The following is a 24,432-nucleotide window of genomic DNA, read 5'->3' on the forward strand; positions in this document are numbered from 1 at the left end:
CCAACTGGACCGCGTCGGCTTTGAACTCCGGCGTGAACGTCCTGCGATTCGTAGACATGATTCCCTGTCGTGCCTTCCTGGTAACGACTGTCTACGAGAAGTGTCACACCCCAGAGAATCTTGTCGAGCCGGTGCCCGGACCAGCGGTCATCGTCTGTGACGACAACCGGCAGTTCTCCAAACCCAATCGCTTTCAACGCTGGCACGGCACCTGGTGTCTCCTTGACATTGATCTCGGTGATGGCCACTCCTCGGCGCTCGAACTCGCCTTTAGTTCGAGTGCACTTGTTGCATTCATCGCTGGTGTACACGGTTGGATGACTTGTCATGGTATGTCCCCTTTGTTTGATTGCTGATTCGGATTCGGTGGGCTGCCCGCTCACAAGGCATCCGTGATACGCATCAGCCGGCGCCGGCGGCGCAGCCTCACCACCGCATTGAGAATGAGCAACCCGACGACGAGGAGAACAACTGCCCCTCCGATGATGATTCGTGCCCAGTCAAGGCCGATATCGTCTCCGAACAAGGGCACAACGACGCCCTCTGCCGCGAGAATGTGGAAGTCGACGAGTGCCTGACGAAACGCCGGCACGGCGACGCCAAGCACGATGGACCCGATGCCACCGCAGGCGAGCAACAGAATGGTGATGATCTGCTCTTCTTCTTTGCTCCAGTTCATGATTGGTCCTTTCCTGTGTTGACAGAGACTTCGATCCCGACCTCCGGCCCAAACCGCGGGAGGGATTCCAGGTAGTACGCCAATGGGTGTTGGGCTATCTCGGCAGCGCAGGACTCGGAGATCTCAATCGATATCGTGTCGTCGACGTCGACCTGGCCTTCGTGCCTGAGCTCCATGAGAAGCCAGGCATCGATGACCCGCTCCAACTCAGCGCTGATGGTATGTCCCCCTGTGCTCATCAGACGGTCCTCACTGTTCGTCCAGGAGGCCAGTAGCCTCAGTTTCGGAGTTGTCTGGTTTCCTCACGGGCAGCACTTCGCTCGCGTCGATTGCGAGCATCTCGGATTCGTCATCGTCGGTGCGGTAGTCGATGCACCACAGATCCTCTTCTCCTGGATCTTCGATCGAGCCCTCGACAGCAACCCACTGTCCGTCCACCCTGACAAGATCACCGGCTTCGACTTCACAAGCCTGGAGGTCCTCTGTTGGCATATATCCGTCCTCGGAATCCGCGACTCGCTTGTCCTCGATCACAGCGTTGACGACCGTCTTGGTCGACACCGCGCGAGGCTTCATCGCTTCTTCCACGGAGATCTCGACGAGCTCTGCAGCCAGAACTTCCTGCCATTCGCTGTAGTCATCTCCATCGAATGGCTCGTCGGCGATGTCGATCCTCAATGGCGGGTGCACAGCCTCCGGCGGTCGCAGACTCTCCAGGATTGCCATATCGGCCTCGTTGCCCGATTTCTTAGCTCTCCGAGGGTCCGGGGTCCAATACACTTGGACCTCCCCCGGTGCACCGTCGACGGTCACCGCGGTGGCTCGGCCCTTGACTCCCTTCGGCAGCGCGATCCCTGTCGATGGAGAGTTCCACATCATCTGTGCACCTTGTGGCGAGAGGCTGCCCAATGCTGCTCTGGCCGGGAAGTTGTCTCGCATCTCGCCGCCGAGGAAGTCAGCATCGGGGCGCTGGGTGCCCATGAGTAGATGAATGCGCGCGGTGCGTCCCTTACGGGCAAGGCTGCCGATCCACTCGAACACGGGGCATTTGGTCGGCATCCCCTTTTCCTTGACTGACTGGTACCAGCCGGTCACCATGGCGACGAAGTCACGGTACTCGTCGAGGCACACGATGAGAGGTTCGAAGTCGTCCTCGTCAGCTTCGCCGGCTTCGATGAGGGAGTAGCGATACTCCATCAGTTCCCACGCCTTATAGATCATCGCGACCTGCTCCGAAACTTGCGTGGCCACGATCTGAATATTGGGCCAGCCGCGCAGACCCAGGAACTCGACTCTCTTAGGGTCAGAGACCCAGATCTTCCAACCGCGCGCTGCCGCTTCGATGAGGATCCCGATGATGAGCACGGTCTTGCCTGTGCCCGTCCGGCCGACCACGATCATGTGCGGTCCGGCTGCTTTGAGATCCCACGCCACGATGCGGCCGTCTTCGTCTTCGGCGTAGGGCAGGATCGTATCTTCAACCTGGCCAAATGTGTCTGGGCGAGGGTGCGGGATCGACAGCGGCATTGTCGGGCGGAGCTCGAACTGGACGGTGTCATCGGTGAGGTTCCAATCCGGGCGCCACCGTCCCGGCAGGAGAGCGTTCACTGTCATTTCGATATCACGACGTACTGAAGCCTTTGCCCACTTTCGGTCGGTGTCATATTCGACAGAGAGCTGTGTCGGCAACGGCTCGTCATCCCCGTTGAGGGCCACCGATACTGCTGCCGAATCTCCGAAGACCTGTTTGGCCAATGCAGTGGTTTTGGTTTTGAAGACCGGGTCTGGTTCGGGTTCCTCAACCGGGGCCGCGAACCCGAGAGCGAGCACGCATGCTCGAGAGTCATACCGGGTGATGTCGTAGTCCATTCCGGAGCGTTGAGACACCTTGTCTGCCACCGCCATACGCCAGTCGATGCTCTCTTCGTCCAAGCGAGCTTCGAACCGAATCCGGATGTCGGCGGGCGCCCCGATGAATCGATCGAGCGGTCGTTTGAAGTCTCCGGGTACCCAAGAACGGAATTGGTAGTCCCGTCGTGATGGCCTCTTAGTGTCGGAGATCAGCACGGCCAGTGATTCGATGATGCGATCTGCGAGCTCGTCTCTGCGTTGCTTGCGCCACCCGAAGATCGACACGAGTCCGGCAGCCACAAACCCCAGAATCAGGATGGCTACCAAACTCCAGAGCGGCCACCCTCGGATCATGGCGGCGATCGCGCAAGCGACTGCCGCTCCCCCGGCGAGGACCATACCGTATGGCCACATCACCGTTCGCGGCGTCAGACCGACCGAAGATCCTTCGCTGAATCCGAGATCCTCCAATCCGCGTCTCTTCCATGGCTCGAATGGGTTCTGTTTCATGCCATCTCCTCGAGTTGCTCTTTACCGATATAGGCCACTTCGAGGAACCGGATCTGACATCTGCCAACACGATTTTTTGGTATGTCCCCTTGCATGGTGACGTCTGGTGAACTCTTGTGATGTCAGGACGATATCCGGCCGCACACTTGACACCACCTGCTAGACTCGATTTTGACTCGGTCAAACGGAGCTTGCTCCGGGGGGCAGAGGCCAAAATTAGATCTACCAGATGTGTAAGTATTTCCCTCCCCTTCATCCCCAGACATCACCAGGCTTCTCCCTGGCGAAGCATGACGATTCAAAGCACTTTCGCACGAGAGCACAGAGAGGGCCGGCACCTCCGATGACTGGGTGCCGGCCCTCTCTGTGCGTCTGCCAGATGGACTGCTACACGGGTTCGATCTCCTCGGCCAACCACCGCTCATTGTGGTGCCGCAATCGCACCTTCATCGTGAAGGTGTCATAGGTGATGGTCACCCACACGGCGTCTGCAGTGGAGGCCTGTTCGTCGAGCTCCACGCTTTGGTATGTCCCCTGTGGAACGTTGCGGATGTCGACCGACTCATATGATTCAGCGAGACGATCGGTCATCATCTCGCTCATGGTGTCGGTCCACTCTTCTTGTCCCCCGCTCGTGTCGACGAACGCAATCGCCAGCTGCTCGGCTGCCTGCTTCCAGGTCTTGAACCATGGCTCGTCGACGGGAAGGTCGCCCGGGCCCGATTCCGGTTCTCCGCTCTCACCCTGCTCCTCTGTCAGCCGGTCAATCTCATCCGGATCAAGCTCGGGCTCCTCGGACGGAGTCGCAGTCGCCGAAGGAGCCTCTTCTACTTCCTGAGCGGCTCGAGTCTCGTCTCGATTGCGTATCCCGTTGAAGATGAGAACCCCGACGAGCACGACGAAGACTCCCAATGCTGTCCACTGTTTCCAGGACCATGGTTTCACTGTCATCACTTCCTATCGCTGGCCATGAGTGTCTGGCTGCTCACTTCGGGTAGCCCCAGTACTCCCAGTGCCAGGGCTCAGGCAGGGACCCGCCCGGCTCGGCCCAATCCGGATGCTTCCATCCATATTTCGTGGCGTTGTCTTTCATCCAGTTGTATTCCTTCGAACCAAAATTGTTGATGCCGGTGCCCAAGTCCACGGCCATTGCCCACCCGTGATTTGAGGTGCCTGGAGTCGCTGCCCACTTCCCTTTGCGCTTCTTCAGCTCCACCTGTTCGGCGTAGGTCCGATAGGAGTCGGTGACGCCGATGTTGTATCCGAACTTGGCTTTGAACGCAGCATTGAGTTTGTTGAAGTCAGCGGCCGCATCGGGTCGTAGATACTCGCCTTTCGCCCATGGGATCTCGTCGAGTTCCTCGAGCGGGATTGTGCCGTTGTCATAGCCTCCCCATTTGCCGGGTTTGGTCTTCCCGTCGCGGTCGTCCCAGTCACCGGACCCTCCACCGCCACCGTCGTCGCACTCCACCGTGGTGCCTCCGACCAAGGCACGAGCTACGCTTTCGTGTTTGTCATAGGCATCGGGGAACGCAGATCGCTGCACCTTCTGGGCAGCAGTGCCTGGCTTCATCTCTTCCCACCCATCGATGTTGGTCAGGCCTGGGATGTGATAGCCCTCGGGTCCGGCGGCCGCGGACTTCTCAGCTTCGCTCAACCCCTCCAGAGTGATGTCGACACCTTTGTAGAAGATCTTCGCTGCGTAGTCGATGTCGGTGACCTGTTCGAGTGTGCCGTACCAGCCTGGCTTCTGACGCTGTTGGAAGACCCCTGCATCGCCGTCCCCGTTGGGCTGGTCAATCCCCGGAGCCGCGCCCAGCTGAGATTCCTGCATCGCCACCATGATTGCCACGACCGCGGCCTCCTCGGGCATCTTCTCCTCCTCGGCAACCACGATGATCGCTTCGGCGTTCTTGCGCATCGGCGCGGTGACGTCTTTGACTACGTCATCGCCCTCGACCACCGCGGAGCAATCACCGCCACCCGAGTCTTCGCCGGAGCCAGCCATCAGCGGCACAAACATGATCAGACCGCCAGTTCCGACGATGACGACGATGGCGAAGATTGACCCGGCAATGGTCCACAGCAACTTGGCCATCGCTTACACCGAAGCCATAGCCTTGCCCTTGCTGGCGCTCGGGCTCACTGGAGGTGTGGACTTCTTCGCGTTCGCTGCATCCGCGATCATCTTCTGCAGCTCCTTGTCCATCGCATCCATCTGCTTCGGCTTGCCGCCGGGCAAATTGTGGTTGCGGGGGTTGACCACTGATGGGCCGGCCCTCCTGCTCGAGGATCCGTGGGGCCAGGAGTCTCCCTTGGACTGCTTCAGGCGCTGGTTCACACGATCTGCGGCGCCAATCGTCGTGGTGCCGATGGTGACGGCCTTGCCCACTGCCGCAGTCGGTGGAATGTAGGTCATGACCTGGCCGGCAACCTCCGCACCCTTGAGAACACCGCGAGCGACCTTCGCTCCTGCCTTGGTCTTCGGCTTCTCCTCGACCTTGGGCTGAGAGCTGGGCTGCGGTGTCGACGTGAGCTCGGTCGGCTGTGGAGACGGAATCACCTGCTTTTCCGCAGCTCCCGCTGTTGGCGTCACCGGGGAGTTGGACGGATTACTGGGCACAGAAGGCGTCGGCGCGGGAGGTGCGCTGGGCCCTGACCGCCCTCCACTGGGAGCGACCGGGGTCTTGCCGGCAGGTGCCGAAACCGGACGGGGCGCGGTGGTTGGTGCCGACGATCCCGAACCGGAGCCCTTGAACTTGGCCATCAGGCTCGCTGCACCTTTGACCGCCTCGACCGCGGCCATGGCCTTGAACGGGCTGGCCTGGACCGGTGCCGGCATCGCACCTCCGCCTGTCATCTGGTTGAGCGCATCGCCGAGACGATTTCCTTGCTTCTTCAACTTCCTGCGCATCACGAACGCGATGATCAACCCGAAGATGAGCAAAACGTTCACCATGATCTGCCTGATCACGTAGACCTGGGTCGGGATCGTTTCGAGGAAGTCTCGGGTCAGATTGATGTAGACGGCGATGAAGACGAGGAAGAGCACCACGTAGAGGCATTCGAGGCCTGCGTGCGAGATGTTGCGCCATGCGAGGCCGCGGATCCCGCCTGAGATCACTCCGCCGGGAGCTGTGAACATGAATTTGATGGCTTCCCACATCGCCATGATCGCCGACCAAACGAGCAGTGCCAGGAGTCCCCCAAGGAAGAAGTTGAGCACACTGTTGCTCAGCAGCACCATCACAGCGAGGCCGGCGGACAGCATCGACGTGTTATCGGCCCATTCCTTCAGCGGCTTGTGGCAGTCGCCCATTGCTCCACGAGGATCAGCACCGTCCTTGATGCCCATCTTCGCTTTATCCCCCTGGACTGCTTCGGTGTAGGTCTCCTCGCAGTCCGTCCCGTCGACGATCTGACCGAATGAGAGCACCTGGTGTGGTTGGCGAACGAAGATGTCGATCAGCGGGGCGATGATGGCGTTGTCGACGTTGAGGTCACTGTCGCCGGTGGCTGCCTCCGGGTCGACCAGGACCACAGCGGCCTCGGATCCGTACTTCTGGGCATTCATCAGAGCCCCGTCATCGCCTGTCAACAACGAGACCGGGTTGGAGAGGACTCCTGTGGCCAGACCTGCGACGATCATCGCGATGAAGATCTGGCCCAGGGCGCGGACGGAAGCACCTTTCAGCGCCATGACGCCGGCGATCAGTCCGGCGATCACACCGAACAGACCGACCCAACCGATCGAGCCGATGAACTTCTCCAGAGCGTCAGCCACGTCTTGAATCGGTGGTGTGATCCAGTCCAGCCACTCCATGTTGAAGATCGTCTTGGCGAAGTAGAGCAGCAGGCTGATGATGTAGCAGTAGCAGACCCAGAGCAGGTTGGTGATGGTGAAGGCTAAGAACCCGGTCCAGTTGGTCATCCCTCCCTCGTCGATGTCGAGGTCGAGGAACCAGCCCATCTTCACTCCGTGGGAGTCTTCCATGTTGAAGCCGGGAAGGAACGCTGCGGGAGAACGGGAGTCGACGAGCCCATCTGCCACGGCTGGGCCGGCCGTCCAGAGGAGTATCTGAAGCAGACCGATGCCGAGGAGGATTCTGCCCTTCCGCGTGGTCCGCAGCCACCTGCTGAATCTTGAGAGCGTGCTGCGGACTTTTCGGAGCTGGCGCAGCTTGTAGCTGATTGCATTCATGATCACACCTCCGCGAGCATCTCTTGCTGCTCCCGCAGAGCGGCTTCGCCAGGGGAGGCTTTTGCCGCGATGTGCCGGATTTTTCGGGCTGGTGGGAGCACTTGGATTCGACCGGGACGGCCTCGAGAATCGCGCATGAATCCTTCACCACGGCGGTTTTCGTCGACTCCGTCTTCACCGTTTTCCAGCACGGTGACTGGCGAGGTATCCTCTGTCAGCTCTTTGACGAAGTCCTCGAAGGTGTCGTCCGTTTCGTTGAAGCCCAACCACTTGAGGGATTTCCTCGCCAGATTGTCGTCGCGATGGCGCATCACAATCCGTGTGGGTATCAGCCCACGCAGGGTGTCGGAGCCGAAGTCGGCCTCAGGATCATGTGAACCGAGAAGAACGCTCGCGAGAGCCTTGCGCCCCTCACGGATGAACGTCATGATCTCGGCCTCACCCTCAGGCGAGCCTGTCACGTGATGTGTCTCGTCGACTCCAAAGATTGCCAGTCTGCTGCGATCGGCGAAGCAGTACTGCCGTCCCAGCGCAGCCAGCAGGGCGTAGACCGCGCGGCCGAAGATCTTGTCCAGCCGCATCTGTTTGAACAGGTGCGGGCTCTGGAGCTCGTCCTTGGTCGGCAAGTTCACGCCGCGGGTGGCCGCGACGACGGCACGCGCTCTGATGTCCAACGGTGGGAGCGAGTCATCAAACATGGCCCGGGCGAACTTCTTCTGAGCGAAGTTGCGCAGCTTCCTGCCGATGGCCTTCGCGTTCTCGACTTCGCACGCATCGCTGAGCATGTGCTCGAGAAGCGTCGTCGTGGAGTCGATCCCGAACTCGGTAAGGTATTCCGGGTCGAGGAGTTCGGACAAGGCTGTGCCGTCCGTCGATCGTAGGTCCAGGCTCAGCAGGGGCGCGAGGAAGGACTGGAGCGCCTCTCCCCCTTCTTCTTGACCCAGGATCCGCAACGGGTCGATCGATCGTTCCGGTTCCTTGAAGTCGACGATTTCGGACCCGACTACCGACTTGAGATAGATCGCCCATTCCGCCGAGTCTGAGTGGTCGATCATGAAGGCCGAGCCGCCGCGGTCGACGACGCCTCCCACGATCTTCTTCATGCAGAATGATTTGCCGGCGCCGAGCTCGCCAGCGATACCGATCGAGGCTGACACTTCGAGAGTGGTCGAAGCACCCTCCAGGTCGAGGATGACGATGTTGTTGCGCCCGCCGCTGCGGTTGAGGGCGAAGCACATCCCAATATCGTCTCCGAGCGCGTTCATGGCCATCGGGACGCTGCTGGCAGCATTTCGGGAGGTCGTCAGCTGTGCGTAGTCACGGACGAGCCGAGATCTGACGGAGCCTGGCTGCATCGCGTCCCACAGCTCTTCTTGGCCGCCGATGGGCATATGTAGCTTGTACTCGAAGACATTCTTGAACCACTGCGACAAGGCCTTGGCGTTGGCTTTGCTGCTGGCGACGTCGGGACCAGATACAGCGAAGATTGAGGTCACCTCGACCTCGACTTCGTTTTCAGTCGAGTCGAGCTCAGCCACATATGCTCGTTGCTCGGCCATCGAGCGATCGAGGTCGGTCCGGCCGAGAGCTGCCTGGTCGCCTTCCCGCTGGTCGGCCTGCTCGAAGACCTTCTTCGATGCCGAACGGTTCTTCCGTGCCGCGTTCTCCTTGCTTGAGATCTTCCAGCGGTCGACGAAATCGACCTCGAGGCCCGTTTCATCCAGCCTGTTCAGATACTCAGATCCAGGAAATTCGACGCCTCCAGCGGGAACCCCTGACAAGGCCAGCAGCGTCTGGTAGGAGGACTCGTCTGAACCGGGTTGGGTAACTTTCAGTACTGGCCGGGTCTTCGCAATGTGCACCGTCCGAGCGGTCTCGTCTGACTGAGCTCCTTCATCGATCACAGGAGTCGGAATCACCGACCCCTGCTGTGCGTGGAGGATGGTCTCCTCGTCCGTTCTCTCGTTGATCCCCATCCGCGACCCGGGTACCGCGAAGTCAACCGACAGACCCCGGGACTGAGAGTGGTGGGCGATCCAGACATAGTCCGAGACCGTGGCACGGCGGGGATGGAATGCTTTCGGGAGGAAGTCCTCGATTTCCCGCATCTGCCCCATGCGGAATGCGATGTCCTCCTGCGGCGGCAGGCCAGAACCGAGATCTGCGGCTCGCGTAGCTTGCCTCACTCCCGCCTTGAGCGGTTCGGTGATCATCTTCAACCCGGGGTTGGACAGGGGCACGGCCATCCAGAAGGCTCGTGATCCCATTGGGACGTCCTCGAGCACATCCCAGGTGGCCTCGACCTCCGCTGCCCATTCCGGAGCTTCGTTCAGATCGATGCCTTCAATCATCCGGCGCACAACCCCCGCGGGCCCTTCTGCTGTAGTCAGCCCGAGGAGCAGAACTTCACCGCGCAGCTGCTGCATCATGACTTTGTGCAGATCCCTGACGGTCTTTCGGTCGCGTTTGCTCCTCAGGCCGTAGGCAACGCCCCGCATGCGCCACATGGCCCAGACAGAGCCGTTGTGAGTCCAGAGCAGATTTCCTTGGAGATGAGCGTAGGTGTCGTAGAGGGTTGAGGTGCCGGTAAACATGTCAGCTCACTTTCTGTGATTGGGCGATAAGCCTCTCGAGACCCGTCCGTGGGAGCTCTGTCACGGACTGCGGTTCAGGTGATACAGGCTCGTCCTGTGTTGTGGGTTCCGGGTCTGGTTCGACTGCTGCGTCTACCTCCGCAGGGGCTTCGGTGATGGGGTCCTTCTCAGCTAGTGCTTCGGCCTCGAGGAAGAGAGGCTGCGCGGAGATCGCAACGTTCGCTCGGTGAGGTCGACGTAGCCGCGGCGCTTTCCCGTGGTATGTCCCCGTCCGCGGTGACTGCAGAGCGTTAACGAAGCTCGACACCAAGGCGGTCGGATTGCGTGCGTCGAGAGGGATTTGGCCGGCCAGCAGTGCCGCAGACATTGCTATGACTGCTGCAACCACCAGATCGGCAAGGATCGCTCCCGTCGACCACATACCGTGGAAGAGATACAGCCCGGCGCCGGTGACGAGGAGCGCGATGAGCTGGTAGACGGTATAGGGTCCGCCCCAGATCTTCGACCCGTCGGGCATCTTTCCGATGAGCATCGGAATTCGACGAGCTTGACTGAAGAACTTCGCAACCTCGGGTGTCTGCTGGCGGTCCGTGGTGCTCATCCCACATCAACCACCGTTGGCAGATCCCCAGCGGCATCGATCGTCAGCACCGCTTCCGAGGGGGTGCCCATGACCTGTTCCTCGACCTTGTCCTTGCCGAAGTCGATGTTGGTGCCGCCCCAGTAGATCAACACGCCCACGACGAAGCCTGTCAGGGCACTGAGCACGGTGCGGCCTGAGAACGCAATGACCACTGCAATGATCGAAGCAATGAGCAGCAGGACCCCGTTGAAGGCTTCTGTGAACTGTGACGTTTGATCATTGATCCAGCCAGTGACTCCACCGCTTGCTACAACGGTTGGTGCCGTATATGCGAGGTTCGCGATATCGGTGTACATAGTGGTTCATCCCTTTCAATTGGTGGGGGTGGGTTCCGGCGACCCTGTCTGGGTCGACGGGGGCTCTGAGGGTGAGGCGTCAGCCTCATCGGGTGATTCCGTAGCGGGCGGCTGAGTCAGTGCTTTGACTTCCCAGCGGCCGTCTCGGCTGAGGATGCTCATCGAGTACTGCAGCGGGATGCTTTCCCCGGCAGCGGTCTTGCCCACGGCGGTGACCAGGATGTCGTTGGCATCACCTGCGGTCGGTTCGTCGACCTCCACGGCAGTGGCTTGCACCTTGGAGACGGTCACCGAGGTGAACGCGGCTGGGTCGACCGGAGCGATGTCACTGCCTGGGGTTGTCAGTCGGGACACGTCTCCGTTGCCGGCCAAGAGTGCGTTGAGGAATTCCCCGCTCATCACTGCGATGGCGCCCGTGGCGTTGAGGTCCTCACCGTAGGCAAGTGCTGTGCCGGGTGCTGGGGATGGAAGGGACACCATCGACGGCGCCCGTTGCGCAATCGCCTCACCACTGGACTCGACGCGGACGGGAATTTCGAAGTGGCGTGTGGTCCATGTGACTTTGTCGTCTTGGCCCTTGGCCTTCTCGGTGGACTTTGTGTCGACGGCGACGACGACCGACCACAGACCGGAGTCGCTTTTCGTGGCGCTGACGACAGACGGACGAGCAATTTCCATCGCCTTGGTCTCAAAACCTCGAGTCGAGGCATCCGCGAAGTACTGTCCAAGTGAGTCGGAGTCTGCGCGGGTGGCGGTCAGCCACTTGGAGACCACCATGACACCGAAGGCGCCAGCGCGGTCGTGCTCAGTCAGTGCAGCGGCATCAGTTCCCGCTTCTACCGCCGGAGGAGGCGGGGCCGGCTCGTCTTGAAGAACCTGAACGAGGGCGACTGGCCCGCAAGCGATGGCTGCAATGACTGTGTACCCAACTGCTTTGCGGATCCACGCATTGTGTTGGGTGGAGACCATCACCCGGCCAGCCGGTGATTCCTCTTCATCGCTCTCAGCGGCCTTCTTCGCGAAGAACCGCGGGAACTGCAACGGCTGCTTTCGGGAGCGCCGCGGTCGACGCTGTTCCTCCCCGGCCTCAACACCATCAGCATCATCGACCGTGTCCCCGGTCGTTTTCGTCTTAGTCAGCAGTCCGAGCATGATGTTCCCTCCTCGTTGTGCAGCACAGTGGAGGCGGGCCCGGAAGGAGCCACATCACCTTGAGTCCCGCCTCCACTGGCTGGTCTTGTGCAGGAGACCTCGTCGATCCTGCTGGTCTTGGTCACTGCTGGGATCCCTTCCGCGGCCAGAATGCGATGAGCCGCTTCTCGAGCGCACGGGAGATCCTCTTGCAGAAAGTTCGACAGAGCGTCCTGACACGCGAAGGACCAGGGGCGCTCCACAACCGCCTGAGCGAGTTCCTTGAGCCTCTGCTCTGCGGTCACGGTGAGCGCCATATCCGGGATATTCGCGGATGTCATCAGTCCTCCTCTGGCGGGCCTTTACCGATATAAGCCCTCAGAATTGGCCAGATCTGACACCAGTGGCAGAACTTTCTCCAGAATTTTTTCCTCAGATTGCAGCCCCTCTGACCAGGAACGATGCCGGTAAGCGAGAGCGGGCCGCGCGGTATGTCCCTTGAACACTTCGCGACAATCGAGAATCCAGCCGAGAGCGGCTGAGGAGCGTGGGTGGCACCACATCACGTACAAGGAGCCACCCATGTCACGCACGATCTCCACCACCCCGCACTCTCTGCGCCAACTCACTGAAGAGTGGAATGAACGGCGCTACTCCGACGCAGCTCGACACCGTTTCGACGAATGGACCGCTCAGTACCCGGCGCTGCGGGGCTTCGAGCTCGCAGAGATCCCCTTCCGGATCTCGACACTCCCCCGCAACGAAGCCGACGCCATCCTCCACAGCCTCATCTCACTCGCCCAGGCGGGGCATTCCCTTGCCGGCCGTTGCATCCTGACCGCCTTCGCCCCGCGCATCATCCGCCTGGTCGACCACCCCTCGGTGAAGGCCCAGTACACCGATCGCAACGACATGTACGCGCATGTCATCGCAGCCACCTGGGAGACGATCGGCACTTACAATCTCGCCCTCTCCACCAAGGTCGTCGCGAACTTCGCGATGGGAATGCTCAAGCACGCGGTCCCCTACACCGTCGGCAAGGTCGCCAGGCACGAAACGTGCTGCCTCTCCCCCGACGAAATCCACACCTACAGAGCCTTTGAGGACTCCCCGCACGCCGATTCGCGCTCCGCTGCCTCACAGGTCGACGTCATCCTCGCCTGGGCTGAGGAGAAGGACGTCCTCACCCCAGCGAACATTGAGCTTGTCCGGGCCTACTACCTCACCCACACTGGCCATGAAGCTCGCATCGAACTCGCGGCTCGCCTCGGAATCAGTCGTGATGCCCTGTACCAGCGGGTTCACCGGCTGCTCTCCCGCCTCCAGTCCGCCCTCGCCAACCACATCAAGCAGGACAACATCTCCTGACACCTGCCCGCATGTGGCCGCCTCCTGCGTACTCTGGCGGTCTCTGGCTATGCCCACCGACCTCTTGCTTGCACTGGCCACCTCCGGCCGCGCCGAGCGATATCTTGTTATATCTTGCTTACCCTGGCGATCTCGCAATATATCTGGCTATGCATGGTCACGTCGGCCGTTACATGGTTGTCCTGCCAGACGTCTGGTATGTCCCTCAGTTCTCTGGCAAGGCCCCCATACGTCTGCATGCATAGCCCTTGGTTTGGCTTACACGCCATGTTTCTGGTGATGCTTTCAATCATCACCAACATGTATTAATATATGTGGTGATATACACCCACATCACCGCAAAACAGCCTTAGATCCTGGGAGGACACCAATGCTCACCGCGGCACAGACCAACGCACTCAGGCGCGTCGTCACGATCATGAATCAGAAGGGGGGAGTGGGTAAGACCTCCACATCGACGAATACCGCCGGCGCTCTTGCCTCGAACGGCTTCAAGGTCTGCCTCATCGATCTCGACTCCCAGGGCAGCGTCGGAGCTGACCTTGGCTTCAAATCAGCCGGACTCGGCGATAACGGCGCAACCCTCTACAAGGCAGTTTCGTTCGGTGAAGAACTGCAGCCATTGAAGAACGTTCGACCGAACCTGGATGTCATCCCCGCCGGAGACCACACTGGAGACCTTGCGGACTTCTTCCAGTCCCGGAATCGTAATTCTGTAGGCACTCAGCTCGCCGAGACTCTCGCCCCCCTGGCCCCTCGGTACGATGTGGTCCTCATCGACACGCCACCGAACTCACCAGTCCTCATGGACCAGGCTCTTCTCGCCGCCCGCTGGCTCCTCATTCCAACCCGCACAGATTCCGAATCCATCGACGGTCTCACGCGACTCGCACAACGAATCGGTCGGATCGCTGAGCACAACCCCAACCTCACCGTGCTCGGAGCACTCATCTTCGGCACTTCCGGACGATCGACAGCATCCGGCATTGTCGGCAACGCGAGGAAGGACCTCGAAGGAGTCCTCGGCGACGTCGCCCCGGTCTTCGACACCTTCATTCGATACGCAGAGTCGCCAGCCCGAGCCAGCCGCGAACGCGGACAGCTCGTTGCCGAACTCGCACAAGCTCTGATCGAAAAGCATGACGCCTCTGACCTCACCAAGAGCGTCATCGGGCTCGCAGACGACTACAAGCGGCTCGCCGAGGAGATCGTGCGGGCCCTGGCCAACGCAGAAGAAGAAGCTGCTCGAGCTGAAGGAGTCCAGGCATGAGCACCGAGGGACTCGGCCGAGATCGGTCACCAGCTACACACCAGACCAACGCCTTCGCCATGCTGAAGAAAACGGCACAAGACGAACAGCCCGCCCCGGCAGCCACTCCTGCGCCGAAACCCGAATCTGCAGGTGAGGAAACCACGCCCAAGAACAAACCGAAGACACCGACGAAGGCGAAAACGAAGAGAGCAACAGAAAGCCGACCTCGCAAGGCCGAAAACACCGGGGGAGTGGAGCCGCCTGAGCCCACGCCCACTCATGACGAGACCGAGGTGCCGCAGTCGGATAGCAAAGAGCGCGTCACCGAGCTGGTGACTCTCTACATGCCGCTCGATCTGCGTGCCGAGTTCAAACGCCGCGCCAAGGCCGAAGGTGCCACCCACCCGGGCCTGGCCTTCACCGCGGTCGAAGTCGCCTACCCCGTCCTCGACGAAATCCTGGGGCAGATCGTCTCCCGTCCCGTGGAAACCCCCACGGTTTCACTGTTCCAACGCGCAGGGACGCAGGCTCGCGCCCGCACCACCCACAAGAAGGACTACGGCGACCTCCAGTTCCGAATCACCAAGACGAACGCAGCCATCCTCGACGGTCTGGTCGAAGAGTTCAACGCACCATCACGCAACGTGCTCATCACCACCGCAATACGCCACTACCTCAACTACCCAATCACCGATGAAGAGTAAGGACCCTGCATGACCACCGAAGCGCCTCCCCGTCCTACCGAGGCACCCAACCCCAACCCCGAGGTCCCAGCTCGGAAGGCGAAGAAGAGAGTGAATCTCACCTACGTCGCCGGCGCCGTGGTGCTCATCATCCTCGGTGCTCTCGGCGTGTACTTCGTGACCAATCAATTCACGAACGCCACGCAGGTCGTCGCAGTCACCGACACCCTCAAGCGTGGAGACACCATCGAAGGCGGAGACGTCACAGCATTCGACATCCCCGAAGACCAAGCCGGAGGATTCGTCTCCGCTGAATCCATCCAGGACCTCGTCGGCCAGAAGGCAGTCGTCGACATACCCAAGGGCTCACTGATCACCCCAGAGTCAATCGGTGCGAACGTCACGCCTCCCAAGGGATATACCGTCGTCGGTTTGTCCTTGGCACCTGGACAGCTCCCCAGCACTGATCTCACAGCCGGTGACGCTGTTCGCATCGTCGATACCCCGGGCGCCCAAGGAGATCTGCCAGAAGGAAAGCCCCTGGCCACGACAGCGCAGGTGCTCTCCACCGGCACCATCGACCAGTCCGGCAAGGTGCTTGTCGACGTGCTCGTCTCCACAGATGACGCACCCCAACTGGCGGCCCGAGCGTCAACCGAAACGATTGCGCTGATCCTCGATGCGCCCGGTGAAGAGAGCGGAGGCTCTGACGATGCCTAGTATCGGACTCAGCAGCATCGCAGGCGCCCCCGGTGTCACCACACTCGCACTCGCGATGTCATACACCGCAACGACCAGCACTCTGATCGTCGAAGCAGACACGTCGCGGTCCTCAGCGATCCTCTCGGGCTACTTCCAAGGCACAGTCGCCCCCGACCGCGGGATCCTCGAGCTCGCAATGAAATCAAGCACTCATCGCCTCGAACCCAAGGACCTGTGGGAAGAGGTCCTGCAGATCGATTCCGATGGTCGCCAGTACCTGATGCCCGGCCTCTACGACCCCACCGCGGCGAAAGGAATCGACCACACCGTGTGGTCCACTCTCGGTGATTGGACACGGTCCATGTCTGGGGGAGTCACTCCGATCATTGACTTCGGTCGACTCTCCCCTCAGGACCGCAGGCAGGGGCTCCTGACCTCTGTCTCTCATCTCGCGATCGTCTGCCAGGCGACCTTACCCAACGTTCTCGCGCTCCAAGGAGCCCTCGCCTTCCTAGACGAACTCCTTCCCCCCGACATGATCGACAGCCGGCTGGGATTGATCCTCGTAGAGCAACCGGGAATCGTGAACTACTCCGACCGGGAGATTGCTCACCGCATCGGGGTGCCCGTGTGGGGGAGGGTCAAGCACGATCTGAAGACAGCGATGGCGTTCTCCCATCACACCCGCGACCTCGCCGAGAGCCGAGCAGACCGGCGCAAGGCCATCCGCAAATCACCGCTCCTGCGGTCGGCTCAGTCCCTGCACGCATCGATCAAGGCCCGCGACGAACGCGATGCCCAGATCGTCACACCGGAAGGAGCCGATGCCCTGTGACTCCCCGCAACGAAGATCCCGCTGCACCGACTCTCGACAGCATCCCCGATTTCACCACCCGCCGGGCGCCTGCGTCGGCGACTGTACCGAACCCTCACTTTGCTGCAGCCGCACGCCCGCCCGCAGCGCCGGCCCGTGCAGTCCCGGTCGTCGCTACTCGCGAATCGGAATCGGCTTACACCGACTCCACACCCATCGACTGGAAACTCGTCACCGAGCTGCGCATCAGCGCTTCTGAAACCCTCGCCGCCCGCTTCGGACATACCAATGCCAGCCTCGGGGAAGTCTTCGCAGAGACCAACCGGGCCGAGCTCGAGCACGCGGCAAAAGACATCATCAAGGACGCCGTCCAAAGCCGCCGCCGAGACACCATCAGCCGCGGCGAGAACTGGTCAGACGGATTCACCTTCAGATTGCACCAGGCCGTGTTCGATGCGATCTTCGGCCTCGCCCAGTTCCAGCGGTTCGTCGATGACGAGACGATCACCGATGTCCATATCGACGGGATCGACAACGTGTGGATCATCCGCGGGGACGGCACTCCCGAACGGTGGCTCGAGCCCCTGGCCGAATCCGACACCGACCTCATCGCCCTCGTCCAATACTTCGCCACGAAAGAGGGGCGAGCTTTTGACCGCGCCAACCCCCGGCTCCGCCTGGCTCTGGGTACCCATGTTCGCCTCACCGCTGAACACCCACCCATTGCACGCAGAGTCAGCGTCAAACTGAGAATGCACCGCACGGTCGGCGCCACCCTCGAGTCTCTCGCCAGCACGGGGATGCTCACCCACAGCGCCGCTGACTTCCTCCGTGCAGCCATTCGAGCTCACAAGAACATCGTTGTCGCCGGCGACCGAGGCGTCGGCAAAACCACGCTCCTGCGCGCGCTGGCCAACGCCCTCGACCCTGCCGAGCCCCTCGTCACCATCGAGGGGGAGAGGGAGTTGCACCTCGACCTCACCGGACACCACCAGATCGCCACGAGCCTCGAAGCCCAACCTGGAGCGGGTCTGGTCGACGTCACAGGCCGACGTACCGGTGAGATCGTTGCCGACGATCTCGTCGAAGACTCCATGCGTCTTGGTGCGCAGCGCGTCATCGTCGGTGAAGTCCTGGGAAGCGAGATTAACGCCATGTTCCAGGTCATGCAGGCCGGCGCCGGCTCCCTGTCCACTATCCACTCTCGCAGCGCCGGGGATGCCATCTCTCGTATGGCAGGGCTGGCCCTCAAATCCGGCAACGTGAACCCTGAATGGGTGCACTCCGAGATCGCAGCACACATCGACTTCATCGTCTACGTCCGCAAAGTCATCGACGACAAGAACGTCCTCCACAGGTGGCTGTCCGACATCGTCGAAGTCGTACCGACCTCCGCGGATCCGGTCCGTGCCACGATCAATCCGATCTTCGAAACCATCGGCCGCACCTACACGGCAGAGCTCACACACCCACCCTCAGACTCCGTCAAGCAGGAGTTGGGCTGGGCTGGCCTACCCGAGAACTTCTTCACCAGGAGCGCATGATGACAGCCCTCATCGCCTCCCTGTCCACTGCGGCAATTCTCACGGGAATCTTGCTGGCAGTCCTCTCGACCCGAGTCTCCCCACTCCGGAAGAAGACAGTCCGATCCACGCTTCCGGGTGCGCGCAAGAAGACGCTGGTCCTGATCGGGGCTGGGCTCATCATCGGGATTATCATCGCCATGATCACCGGCCTCGTCCTCGCTGTCATCATCACTCCACTGGCCTTTGTGGGCGTGCCCTATCTCCTCGGTGGGGGAAATGGAAAGTACCGGATCCAGCGCTTGGAAGCCCTCGAGGCCTGGACCCGCACCCTCACCGGCCTGACCATCACTGGTGCGACCATCGAGCAAGCACTATCCGCCAGCTATTCCACCGCGCCGAACGAGATCAAGAGCGAGCTGCAACACCTCATTCAACGAATGGATGCGGGATGGTCGACTCCACAGGCACTGACCGCCTTCGCGGAAGAACTCGACGACCCCACCGCCGACTTCATCGTGGCTGTACTGACTATGTCGACTACGATGCGCGGCCCCGGCCTGGCAGACGCTCTTGAGGACCTTGCCAGCATTGTCGCGCAAGAGGCGCAGGCACGCCGCACGATCGAAGCCGACAGGGCCAAACCACGGTCCACTGCTCGCTGGGTCACCATCATCGTTGCAACCGGGCTCGCCGGCTTCACTCTCACCGGATACCTCGCCCCCTACGCCGAAACAGCCTCCGGACAGGCCATCCTCGCTGTCCTCATCGGCTGCTTCATCCTCCTGCTCCTCTGGATGAAGAACATCGCCAAGGACAAGCCGGCCCCCAGAATTTTGGAAGGACCAGCATCATGAGCACACCACTCATCCTCGCCTCAGGCGCCTGCATTGCTCTGGGGGTCGTAGTCCTCCTCTGGCGACTGCTGCCGACGACTCCCGATCTCGGCGCAGCAATGAAGAACTTCAGCGGCACCGACCGCCGTCACTCCGACACCAAGGCCACCGGCCAGCAGGCCCAGATCGAGTCGTGGCTCTACACTCACGTTCCATCGTTTCTGCTGGCCCACATGCCCACCCGCAATCTCGACATCGTCGGCACCAGCTACGCTGCTCACCTGACCAAGAAGGTCACCGTTGCCGGTGCCCTTCTGATCGCCCCAGTCTTCGTCAGTGCGGCACTCTGGGTCATCGGGGTACCCATTCCTCAGATCACCTTGCTGTCCCTGCCACTGGCACTCCTCGGATGGTTTCTCCCCGACTTCGACCTCACCAAGCAAGCGGCCAATGCTCGAGAAGAGTTCCACCTCACCGTCGCGACCTACATCGAGCTCACCGGAATGGCAGCCAAGGCAGGGCTCAGCCCCTCACAGGCCCTTGAAGTTGCAGCCGAAAGCGGCAACTCCTGGGTCTTCGAGCGCCTTCAGAACGCGAACTTCCGCTCACGCTTCGCATCGGAACAGCCATGGGTGGGGCTCACCCGCCTCGCCAAGGACTCTGACGTTCCCGAGCTGACCGAGCTCGCCGACATCATGCGAGTCGGCGCCGAGCAAGGGTCAGTCGTCTACGAGTCGCTTCGAGCCAAGGGGCGAACACAACGCCTCGGGATCCTCAACCGCGAATCGATCACTGCGAACGAAGCCACCGAGCGAATGACGATCCCCATGACACTCCTCGGAATCGTCTTCGTTCTCATCCTCGTCGGACCATCGCTCATGAACCTCCTGACCACCTGAGCAGAAAGAATCTGGGTAACGATGTCAGATCCCCCGCCCTCCCTTCGCTTATATACATAGACAGCCCTGTAGGCCCACTAGATGAGACACTAAGACAGCCGTGATTGTCACCACACACAAGGAGAATCCCGTGAAGAAGCACACCAGGAGCCCATTCGGCACCTTCCTCCTGGCCCTCATCGCCGACCCCACCGGCATGGTCCGAAACGCACTCGACCGAGTGGTCAAGCGAACAGCTCTCGCTCGTCAGAGGATGAAGGCTGCTCCCCAGGGAGGGTTCACCACTCTCGAAGCGATCATGTGGATTGGCGGTATCGCCGTCATCGCAATCGCGGTCATCGCTCTGGTCAAAGCGATCATCGACGGATGGGTCGCCAAGATCCCGAAGTGATTCAGACCGTGACGAGCAGGCAGACCAGAGACAAGGGGTCGATCACCATGGAGATGGCGATCATTGCACCTCTGATCATGCTGTGCCTGCTCATCATCTTCCACATCGCCGTATGGAGCCAGGCATCATCCATCGCCCACGCAGCATCATCGGCTGCACTCACCGATGCCCGCAGACTTGAAGGGTCCGAAGCTTCAGGCACCGCGGCAGCCCAGAAGATCCTGCAGGACAACTCCACGATGCTCAAAGACTCAAACGTCTCCGTCAACGTCACCGGTGAAACTGTGACAGTGCGCATCACCGGCAGGTCGACCTCGTTCGTCCCAGGAAAGATGTCGACGGTGACCAGCGAAGTCCGCGGCCCGAAGGAGAGGACGACGGCACCGTGAGAAGACAGCCAGCTGACCGTGGTTCGGTATCCCTCGAGCTCGTCATTCTCGCACCTGTGATCATCGCGGTGATCGGGATCCTGTTCTTCGCGGCACGAAACGCTCAAGCCGGGAATTCGGTCACGGACATCGCCGATGCCGCCGCACGTACCGCCTCCCTCGAACGGACCCCGCAACAAGCGAAGATCGCCGCTGAGAACGAAGCCCGTATCGCCCTCAACAACACCTCCTTGGTCTGCGAGTCCATGTCAGTATCCGTCGACGTTGAAGGGTTCACCACAACCCTGGGCGCCACAGGATCCGTCGAAGCCACAGTCTCGTGCAGTGTGAAGCTCGCCGATCTCACAGGCATCCCGGCGCTGCCCGGATCACACACCCTCACCCGCACAGGGCTGAGCCCGATTGATCCGTGGAGGCAACGACGATGAGCGGAGCACATCGACTTCGGAAGCAGGAGACGGACCGGGGGAGTGCAACACCCTGGTTCCTCATGATCGTCATGGCGGCGTTCCTCTTCGTCGGCGTCAGCGTCGACACGGGAGGGAAGCTCCAAGCCGCCAACCGTGCCGAGGCCGTGGCGGGAGAAGCCGCCCGGGCCGGAGCGAATGCGCTCGACTACTCCCCATCCAAAATCGGAGACATCCATCTCGGTTTCGCCCGCGCCCAGAACGCCGCCGAAAAATACATCTCGGTGGCCGGCTATCAAGGCGAAGTCACCGTCACCGGCCGTGAGGTCACCGTCACCACCACCGGCACCTACAAACCCGTATTCCTCACTGCCATCGGCATCAAAGCACTACCCGTCGATGGTCACGCCACTGCCCGCCTCGTCGCACCAGGAGAAGACTGATGAAACGCCTCGGACTCATCGCCCGCGGCCTTGCCGCGCTGATCACCACGCTCCTCATCCTCATCGGAGCGCCGATCCTCCTGGCCTTCTTCTCCTCGAACATCGTTCCGGCCGGGGGTCTTGTTTCCGCGATCATCCATCCGGACTACACCGGCGGGCTGCTCATCCATACGATTCTGCCCGCCATCGGGTGGATCGCCTGGGCAACCTTCGCGCTGGCCATCCTCATCGAGATCCCCTCAGCATTCACCAAGATCAAGATCCCCACCATCCCGGGTCTGCAGGTGCAGCGAAAGGCTGCTGCGTCTCTTCTCAGCGCCATCACCATCGGCATCACTGCGCTCTTCGGTGGGGGAGCAGCCATGGCCGCCGAGCCGGCCCCGGTCGACGTCGCACCGGTTTCAGTGACCGCAACCGCTCATACCGACTCCGATACCGGATCTCAGACAGAGAAGGTCATGAAGGACCAGAAGTACACGATCGAGCACGGTGATTCCTTGTGGAAGATCGCCGACAGCAAATATGGGGATCCTGACCGGTACCCCGAGATTGCGGAGGCGAACGATCTCGCCGACCCGGACATCATCCACACCGGGGAGATCCTCACCGTGCCCGACGTCGAAGTCGAGGCACCTGTCACCGAGGCACCGGCACCGGACTCTACCCCTGATGCGCAGCCAGGAGCAGATGCCATCCCGCATCCGTCAACGGTCGACGATGCCGCTGAGGAAGCTCCGGCGGCCGAAGAAGCCGAGGAGGCCACCGCGGCCGATGATGCCCCACTGTCACCGTCGCTTGTCACCACCGCCGGTGTGGGGACTCTCCTCGCCGCGGGCCTCATCGGCGTGCTCGCCGCCAAGCGCCGCAGACAGCGGGCGAAGAGGACTCCCGGCACGCGCGTCGCGCAGCCGGCGCTGGAAGCATCAACCGTGGAACGTGAACTGCGGGAAGTCGAAGATCCCGCCACCATTGCCCACATCGACACCACCCTGCGCTGGCTGGCCGACTACTGCCGGTCGGCAGGGAAGACAATGCCGGCGCCCTTCGCTGGCCGTCTGTCCACCGATGGTGTTGAGCTCTACCTCACCGATCCCGCGGACTTCCCCTCACCGATGCGCAAGACCGCCGAGGACGGCACAGCGTGGGTGGTCTCCACCGACGACACCCCGACCCTCGCCGAGGACGCCGAGATCCCTGCTCCCTGGCCAACCATGTCCACCATCGGCATCGACGAAGCAGGCGGCCAGGTCCTCGTCGACCTCGAATCCACCGGAGCTCTCAACATCGTCGGCCCGGACGCTTCCAACGTGCTCCTGGCACTGTGCCTCGAGCTCGGGGTTAGCCCCTGGGCTGATGACCTCCAGATCACCCTCGTCGGCATGGACGCCGACCTCCCCCAGATCATCGGACCCGACAAGTGCCGGACCCTCTCCGACGTCGACCAGCTCATCAAGATCCTCACCAACCGCAAAGCCGATGCCGAAGCTGCACTGGCCGAGGACGAGGCCACCGACGTTGCCGATGCCCGTACTCGCGGAGTGGCCCCCGACACCTGGTCTCCAGAGATTGTCTTCATCGCCGCCGAGCTATCGTCAGCTCAGACCGAGCAGCTTGCCGGCCTCGTCGGCCAGCTGCCGCGGACAGGACTCGCGATCGCGTCGACAACGCCTCTCGGCGTGGGATGGACTCTGACTGTCACAGAAGAGACCGCCAGCCTCGACCCAGCCGGGATCAGCGTCAATCCGCAGAGGATCAGCCCCGACCAGTACGACGCTCTCCGGGACCTCTACATCACCGCCGACGATTTCACCGAAGAGCCCGGACCGACTTGGACCACAACGATGTCCGTGACCCCGGATATCTTCGCCCCCATCGCCTTTCCCGAAGCTCCTACTGAAGTCGCCCCAGCGGACTCCACTGCACAGCCCATATCAGCTACCAGTGACACCGGAGATAGCGGGGACATCACCGTTGTGGAGATGCCGGCCCCACCGGAGGAGATCACCGAGGAGGTGCCCGAAGACTCCCTCGCAGCCGATATCATCCGGGTCCATCCCAAAATGCCTGTCGTCAGGATTCTCGGCCAAGTCCGCATCATCGGCGCAAAGGGCCCGGAGCCGGTCTCCGCGGGCACTTCGCGCATCGGCATCTGCACCGCGATGGCCGCTTACCTCGCCACCCATCCAGGAGCGTCACGGGAGAACATCCACACCGCCCTGTGGCCGAAAGCCGACCCCCAGGACGGCAAATACGCCCGCTTCAACGACCCATCCTCAAAACTGCGGAAGTGGCTCGCCGAGGCCGACGACGCAACCCCGAACTTCCCCCGCTACAACCCCACCGATATGTACCGGCTCCACCCGGACGTACAGACCGACTGGCAGGTCGTCCAGGGCCTCATCGGAGAATCGATCGCAGACACACCGACAGCACGCCTGTCACAGGCCCTGCGCCTCGTCGAAGGACCACCCATCAGTGGACTACCCCCTGCACGGAAGTTCGGCTCATCATGGGCCTGGGCGGAACCTCTACGCGAAGAGATCATCCAGACCCTCACCGACGTTGCCCATGAAATCGCTGCCAGATGTCTGCGGACCAAGGACTACGCCACCGCTCGTGTTGCCCTCGCGACCGCACGCATGGTCGGACCTGAACACGAGTTCTTGTGGCGAGACACCTTGCTGATTGAACACGCAGCGGGCAACCGTGAAAAGGTGGCTGAGATCATCAAGTCATTGACCAACGAAGACTCCGACGTCGACGTCGACCTCACCGACGAGACCGAGGAACTCATCGACCAGATCCGGAAAGCCGGCTGAA

24 protein-coding genes are annotated in these 24,432 nt (G+C 61.4%); 13 read left to right on the plus strand and 11 right to left on the minus strand.

What is annotated here, in order from left to right:
- The 11 genes from FFS20_RS11465 to FFS20_RS11515 form a co-directional block, all read right to left on the minus strand.
- Positions 1–329: glutaredoxin domain-containing protein (locus FFS20_RS11465; protein ID WP_137825983.1), on the minus strand; the 329-nt coding region annotated here is incomplete at its 3' end.
- 50 nt (positions 330–379) lie between these two features.
- Positions 380–679 (minus strand): hypothetical protein, encoded by a 300-nt coding sequence (locus FFS20_RS11470; protein WP_023164827.1) that lies wholly within the window; start codon positions 677–679, stop codon positions 380–382.
- A complete protein-coding gene (locus tag FFS20_RS11475) occupies positions 676–918 on the minus strand; it encodes a hypothetical protein (RefSeq protein WP_137825984.1) in 243 nt (80 codons plus the stop codon). The genes FFS20_RS11470 and FFS20_RS11475 overlap by 4 nt, the downstream gene beginning before the upstream one ends.
- A gap of 10 nt (positions 919–928) precedes the next feature.
- Positions 929–3,040, minus strand: a complete 2,112-nt coding sequence (locus FFS20_RS11480; RefSeq protein WP_137825985.1) for an FtsK/SpoIIIE domain-containing protein — start codon at positions 3,038–3,040, stop codon at positions 929–931.
- A 387-nt stretch (positions 3,041–3,427) separates the two neighbouring features.
- A complete protein-coding gene (locus tag FFS20_RS11485) occupies positions 3,428–3,991 on the minus strand; it encodes a hypothetical protein (RefSeq protein ID WP_137825986.1) in 564 nt (187 codons plus the stop codon).
- A 34-nt stretch (positions 3,992–4,025) separates the two neighbouring features.
- Positions 4,026–5,138: a M15 family metallopeptidase gene (locus FFS20_RS11490; protein ID WP_249356818.1), complete on the minus strand. Its 1,113-nt coding sequence runs from the start codon at positions 5,136–5,138 to the stop codon at positions 4,026–4,028.
- A gap of 3 nt (positions 5,139–5,141) precedes the next feature.
- On the minus strand, positions 5,142–7,241 hold the full coding sequence (locus FFS20_RS11495; RefSeq protein WP_137825987.1) for a hypothetical protein: 2,100 nt from the start codon (positions 7,239–7,241) through the stop codon (positions 5,142–5,144).
- A gap of 2 nt (positions 7,242–7,243) precedes the next feature.
- Complete coding sequence (locus FFS20_RS11500; RefSeq protein WP_137825988.1) at positions 7,244–9,835, minus strand: ATP-binding protein; 2,592 nt, start codon at positions 9,833–9,835, stop codon at positions 7,244–7,246.
- Between the two features lies 1 nt (position 9,836).
- Positions 9,837–10,436, minus strand: a complete 600-nt coding sequence (locus FFS20_RS11505) for a hypothetical protein (protein WP_023164820.1) — start codon at positions 10,434–10,436, stop codon at positions 9,837–9,839.
- Positions 10,433–10,774 carry a hypothetical protein gene (locus FFS20_RS11510; protein ID WP_137825989.1) on the minus strand — a complete coding sequence of 114 codons (342 nt, stop codon included), beginning with the start codon at positions 10,772–10,774 and terminating at the stop codon, positions 10,433–10,435. The genes FFS20_RS11505 and FFS20_RS11510 overlap by 4 nt, the downstream gene beginning before the upstream one ends.
- A 15-nt stretch (positions 10,775–10,789) precedes the next feature.
- A complete protein-coding gene (locus tag FFS20_RS11515) occupies positions 10,790–11,926 on the minus strand; it encodes a conjugal transfer protein (RefSeq protein ID WP_137825990.1) in 1,137 nt (378 codons plus the stop codon).
- Between the two features lie 561 nt (positions 11,927–12,487).
- Between FFS20_RS11515 and FFS20_RS11520 the strand changes: the two genes are divergently transcribed.
- The 13 genes from FFS20_RS11520 to FFS20_RS11575 all read left to right on the plus strand — a co-directional run bounded on the left by FFS20_RS11520 (position 12,488) and on the right by FFS20_RS11575 (position 24,431).
- On the plus strand, positions 12,488–13,273 hold the full coding sequence (locus FFS20_RS11520; RefSeq protein WP_137825991.1) for a hypothetical protein: 786 nt from the start codon (positions 12,488–12,490) through the stop codon (positions 13,271–13,273).
- Between the two features lie 370 nt (positions 13,274–13,643).
- Positions 13,644–14,543 carry a ParA family protein gene (locus FFS20_RS11525; RefSeq protein ID WP_137825992.1) on the plus strand — a complete coding sequence of 300 codons (900 nt, stop codon included), beginning with the start codon at positions 13,644–13,646 and terminating at the stop codon, positions 14,541–14,543.
- Entirely contained in the window at positions 14,540–15,229 is a 690-nt protein-coding gene (locus FFS20_RS11530) for a hypothetical protein (RefSeq protein WP_137825993.1), read from the plus strand. Before FFS20_RS11525 ends, FFS20_RS11530 begins: the two co-directional genes overlap by 4 nt.
- Before the next feature lie 9 nt (positions 15,230–15,238).
- A complete protein-coding gene (locus FFS20_RS11535; RefSeq protein ID WP_137825994.1) occupies positions 15,239–15,928 on the plus strand; it encodes an SAF domain-containing protein in 690 nt (229 codons plus the stop codon).
- 55 nt (positions 15,929–15,983) lie between these two features.
- Positions 15,984–16,745, plus strand: coding sequence for a hypothetical protein (locus tag FFS20_RS17960; protein ID WP_137210799.1), 762 nt, complete (start codon positions 15,984–15,986; stop codon positions 16,743–16,745).
- The gene (locus FFS20_RS11540) at positions 16,742–18,268 is read left to right on the plus strand and encodes an ATPase, T2SS/T4P/T4SS family (protein WP_171007064.1); all 1,527 of its coding nucleotides are present in this window, start codon (positions 16,742–16,744) and stop codon (positions 18,266–18,268) included. The genes FFS20_RS17960 and FFS20_RS11540 overlap by 4 nt, the downstream gene beginning before the upstream one ends.
- Positions 18,265–19,104, plus strand: coding sequence for a type II secretion system F family protein (locus FFS20_RS11545; protein WP_171007065.1), 840 nt, complete (start codon positions 18,265–18,267; stop codon positions 19,102–19,104). Before FFS20_RS11540 ends, FFS20_RS11545 begins: the two co-directional genes overlap by 4 nt.
- Before the next feature lie 98 nt (positions 19,105–19,202).
- Positions 19,203–19,982: a type II secretion system F family protein gene (locus FFS20_RS11550; RefSeq protein ID WP_171007066.1), complete on the plus strand. Its 780-nt coding sequence runs from the start codon at positions 19,203–19,205 to the stop codon at positions 19,980–19,982.
- A gap of 130 nt (positions 19,983–20,112) precedes the next feature.
- Positions 20,113–20,373, plus strand: coding sequence for a hypothetical protein (locus FFS20_RS11555; protein ID WP_137825998.1), 261 nt, complete (start codon positions 20,113–20,115; stop codon positions 20,371–20,373).
- On the plus strand, positions 20,370–20,762 hold the full coding sequence (locus FFS20_RS11560) for a TadE family protein (RefSeq protein WP_171007067.1): 393 nt from the start codon (positions 20,370–20,372) through the stop codon (positions 20,760–20,762). The genes FFS20_RS11555 and FFS20_RS11560 overlap by 4 nt, the downstream gene beginning before the upstream one ends.
- Positions 20,759–21,190 (plus strand): TadE/TadG family type IV pilus assembly protein, encoded by a 432-nt coding sequence (locus FFS20_RS11565; protein ID WP_283202130.1) that lies wholly within the window; start codon positions 20,759–20,761, stop codon positions 21,188–21,190. The genes FFS20_RS11560 and FFS20_RS11565 overlap by 4 nt, the downstream gene beginning before the upstream one ends.
- Entirely contained in the window at positions 21,187–21,612 is a 426-nt protein-coding gene (locus tag FFS20_RS11570; RefSeq protein ID WP_137826001.1) for a pilus assembly protein TadG-related protein, read from the plus strand. The genes FFS20_RS11565 and FFS20_RS11570 overlap by 4 nt, the downstream gene beginning before the upstream one ends.
- Positions 21,612–24,431: a LysM peptidoglycan-binding domain-containing protein gene (locus FFS20_RS11575; protein WP_137826002.1), complete on the plus strand. Its 2,820-nt coding sequence runs from the start codon at positions 21,612–21,614 to the stop codon at positions 24,429–24,431. The genes FFS20_RS11570 and FFS20_RS11575 overlap by 1 nt, the downstream gene beginning before the upstream one ends.
- Position 24,432 lies beyond the last annotated feature (1 nt).

Source organism: Brevibacterium sp. 2SA (assembly GCF_005502845.1).
Lineage (GTDB): Bacteria > Actinomycetota > Actinomycetes > Actinomycetales > Brevibacteriaceae > Brevibacterium.

Excerpts from the sequence above, each read along its gene's own strand:
- FFS20_RS11470 (WP_023164827.1), bottom strand. The coding sequence starts at position 679 with ATGAACTGGAGCAAAGAAGAAGAGCAGATCATCACCATTCTGTTGCTC.
- FFS20_RS11475 (WP_137825984.1), bottom strand. The coding sequence starts at position 918 with ATGAGCACAGGGGGACATACCATCAGCGCTGAGTTGGAGCGGGTCATC.
- FFS20_RS11480 (WP_137825985.1), bottom strand. The coding sequence starts at position 3,040 with ATGAAACAGAACCCATTCGAGCCATGGAAGAGACGCGGATTGGAGGAT.
- FFS20_RS11485 (WP_137825986.1), bottom strand. The coding sequence starts at position 3,991 with ATGACAGTGAAACCATGGTCCTGGAAACAGTGGACAGCATTGGGAGTC.
- FFS20_RS11490 (WP_249356818.1), bottom strand. The coding sequence starts at position 5,138 with ATGGCCAAGTTGCTGTGGACCATTGCCGGGTCAATCTTCGCCATCGTC.
- FFS20_RS11495 (WP_137825987.1), bottom strand. The coding sequence starts at position 7,241 with ATGAATGCAATCAGCTACAAGCTGCGCCAGCTCCGAAAAGTCCGCAGC.
- FFS20_RS11500 (WP_137825988.1), bottom strand. The coding sequence starts at position 9,835 with ATGTTTACCGGCACCTCAACCCTCTACGACACCTACGCTCATCTCCAA.
- FFS20_RS11505 (WP_023164820.1), bottom strand. The coding sequence starts at position 10,436 with ATGAGCACCACGGACCGCCAGCAGACACCCGAGGTTGCGAAGTTCTTC.
- FFS20_RS11510 (WP_137825989.1), bottom strand. The coding sequence starts at position 10,774 with ATGTACACCGATATCGCGAACCTCGCATATACGGCACCAACCGTTGTA.
- FFS20_RS11515 (WP_137825990.1), bottom strand. The coding sequence starts at position 11,926 with ATGCTCGGACTGCTGACTAAGACGAAAACGACCGGGGACACGGTCGAT.
- FFS20_RS11520 (WP_137825991.1), top strand. The coding sequence starts at position 12,488 with ATGTCACGCACGATCTCCACCACCCCGCACTCTCTGCGCCAACTCACT.
- FFS20_RS11525 (WP_137825992.1), top strand. The coding sequence starts at position 13,644 with ATGCTCACCGCGGCACAGACCAACGCACTCAGGCGCGTCGTCACGATC.
- FFS20_RS11530 (WP_137825993.1), top strand. The coding sequence starts at position 14,540 with ATGAGCACCGAGGGACTCGGCCGAGATCGGTCACCAGCTACACACCAG.
- FFS20_RS11535 (WP_137825994.1), top strand. The coding sequence starts at position 15,239 with ATGACCACCGAAGCGCCTCCCCGTCCTACCGAGGCACCCAACCCCAAC.
- FFS20_RS17960 (WP_137210799.1), top strand. The coding sequence starts at position 15,984 with ATGTCATACACCGCAACGACCAGCACTCTGATCGTCGAAGCAGACACG.
- FFS20_RS11545 (WP_171007065.1), top strand. The coding sequence starts at position 18,265 with ATGATGACAGCCCTCATCGCCTCCCTGTCCACTGCGGCAATTCTCACG.
- FFS20_RS11550 (WP_171007066.1), top strand. The coding sequence starts at position 19,203 with ATGAAGAACTTCAGCGGCACCGACCGCCGTCACTCCGACACCAAGGCC.
- FFS20_RS11570 (WP_137826001.1), top strand. The coding sequence starts at position 21,187 with ATGAGCGGAGCACATCGACTTCGGAAGCAGGAGACGGACCGGGGGAGT.
- FFS20_RS11575 (WP_137826002.1), top strand. The coding sequence starts at position 21,612 with ATGAAACGCCTCGGACTCATCGCCCGCGGCCTTGCCGCGCTGATCACC.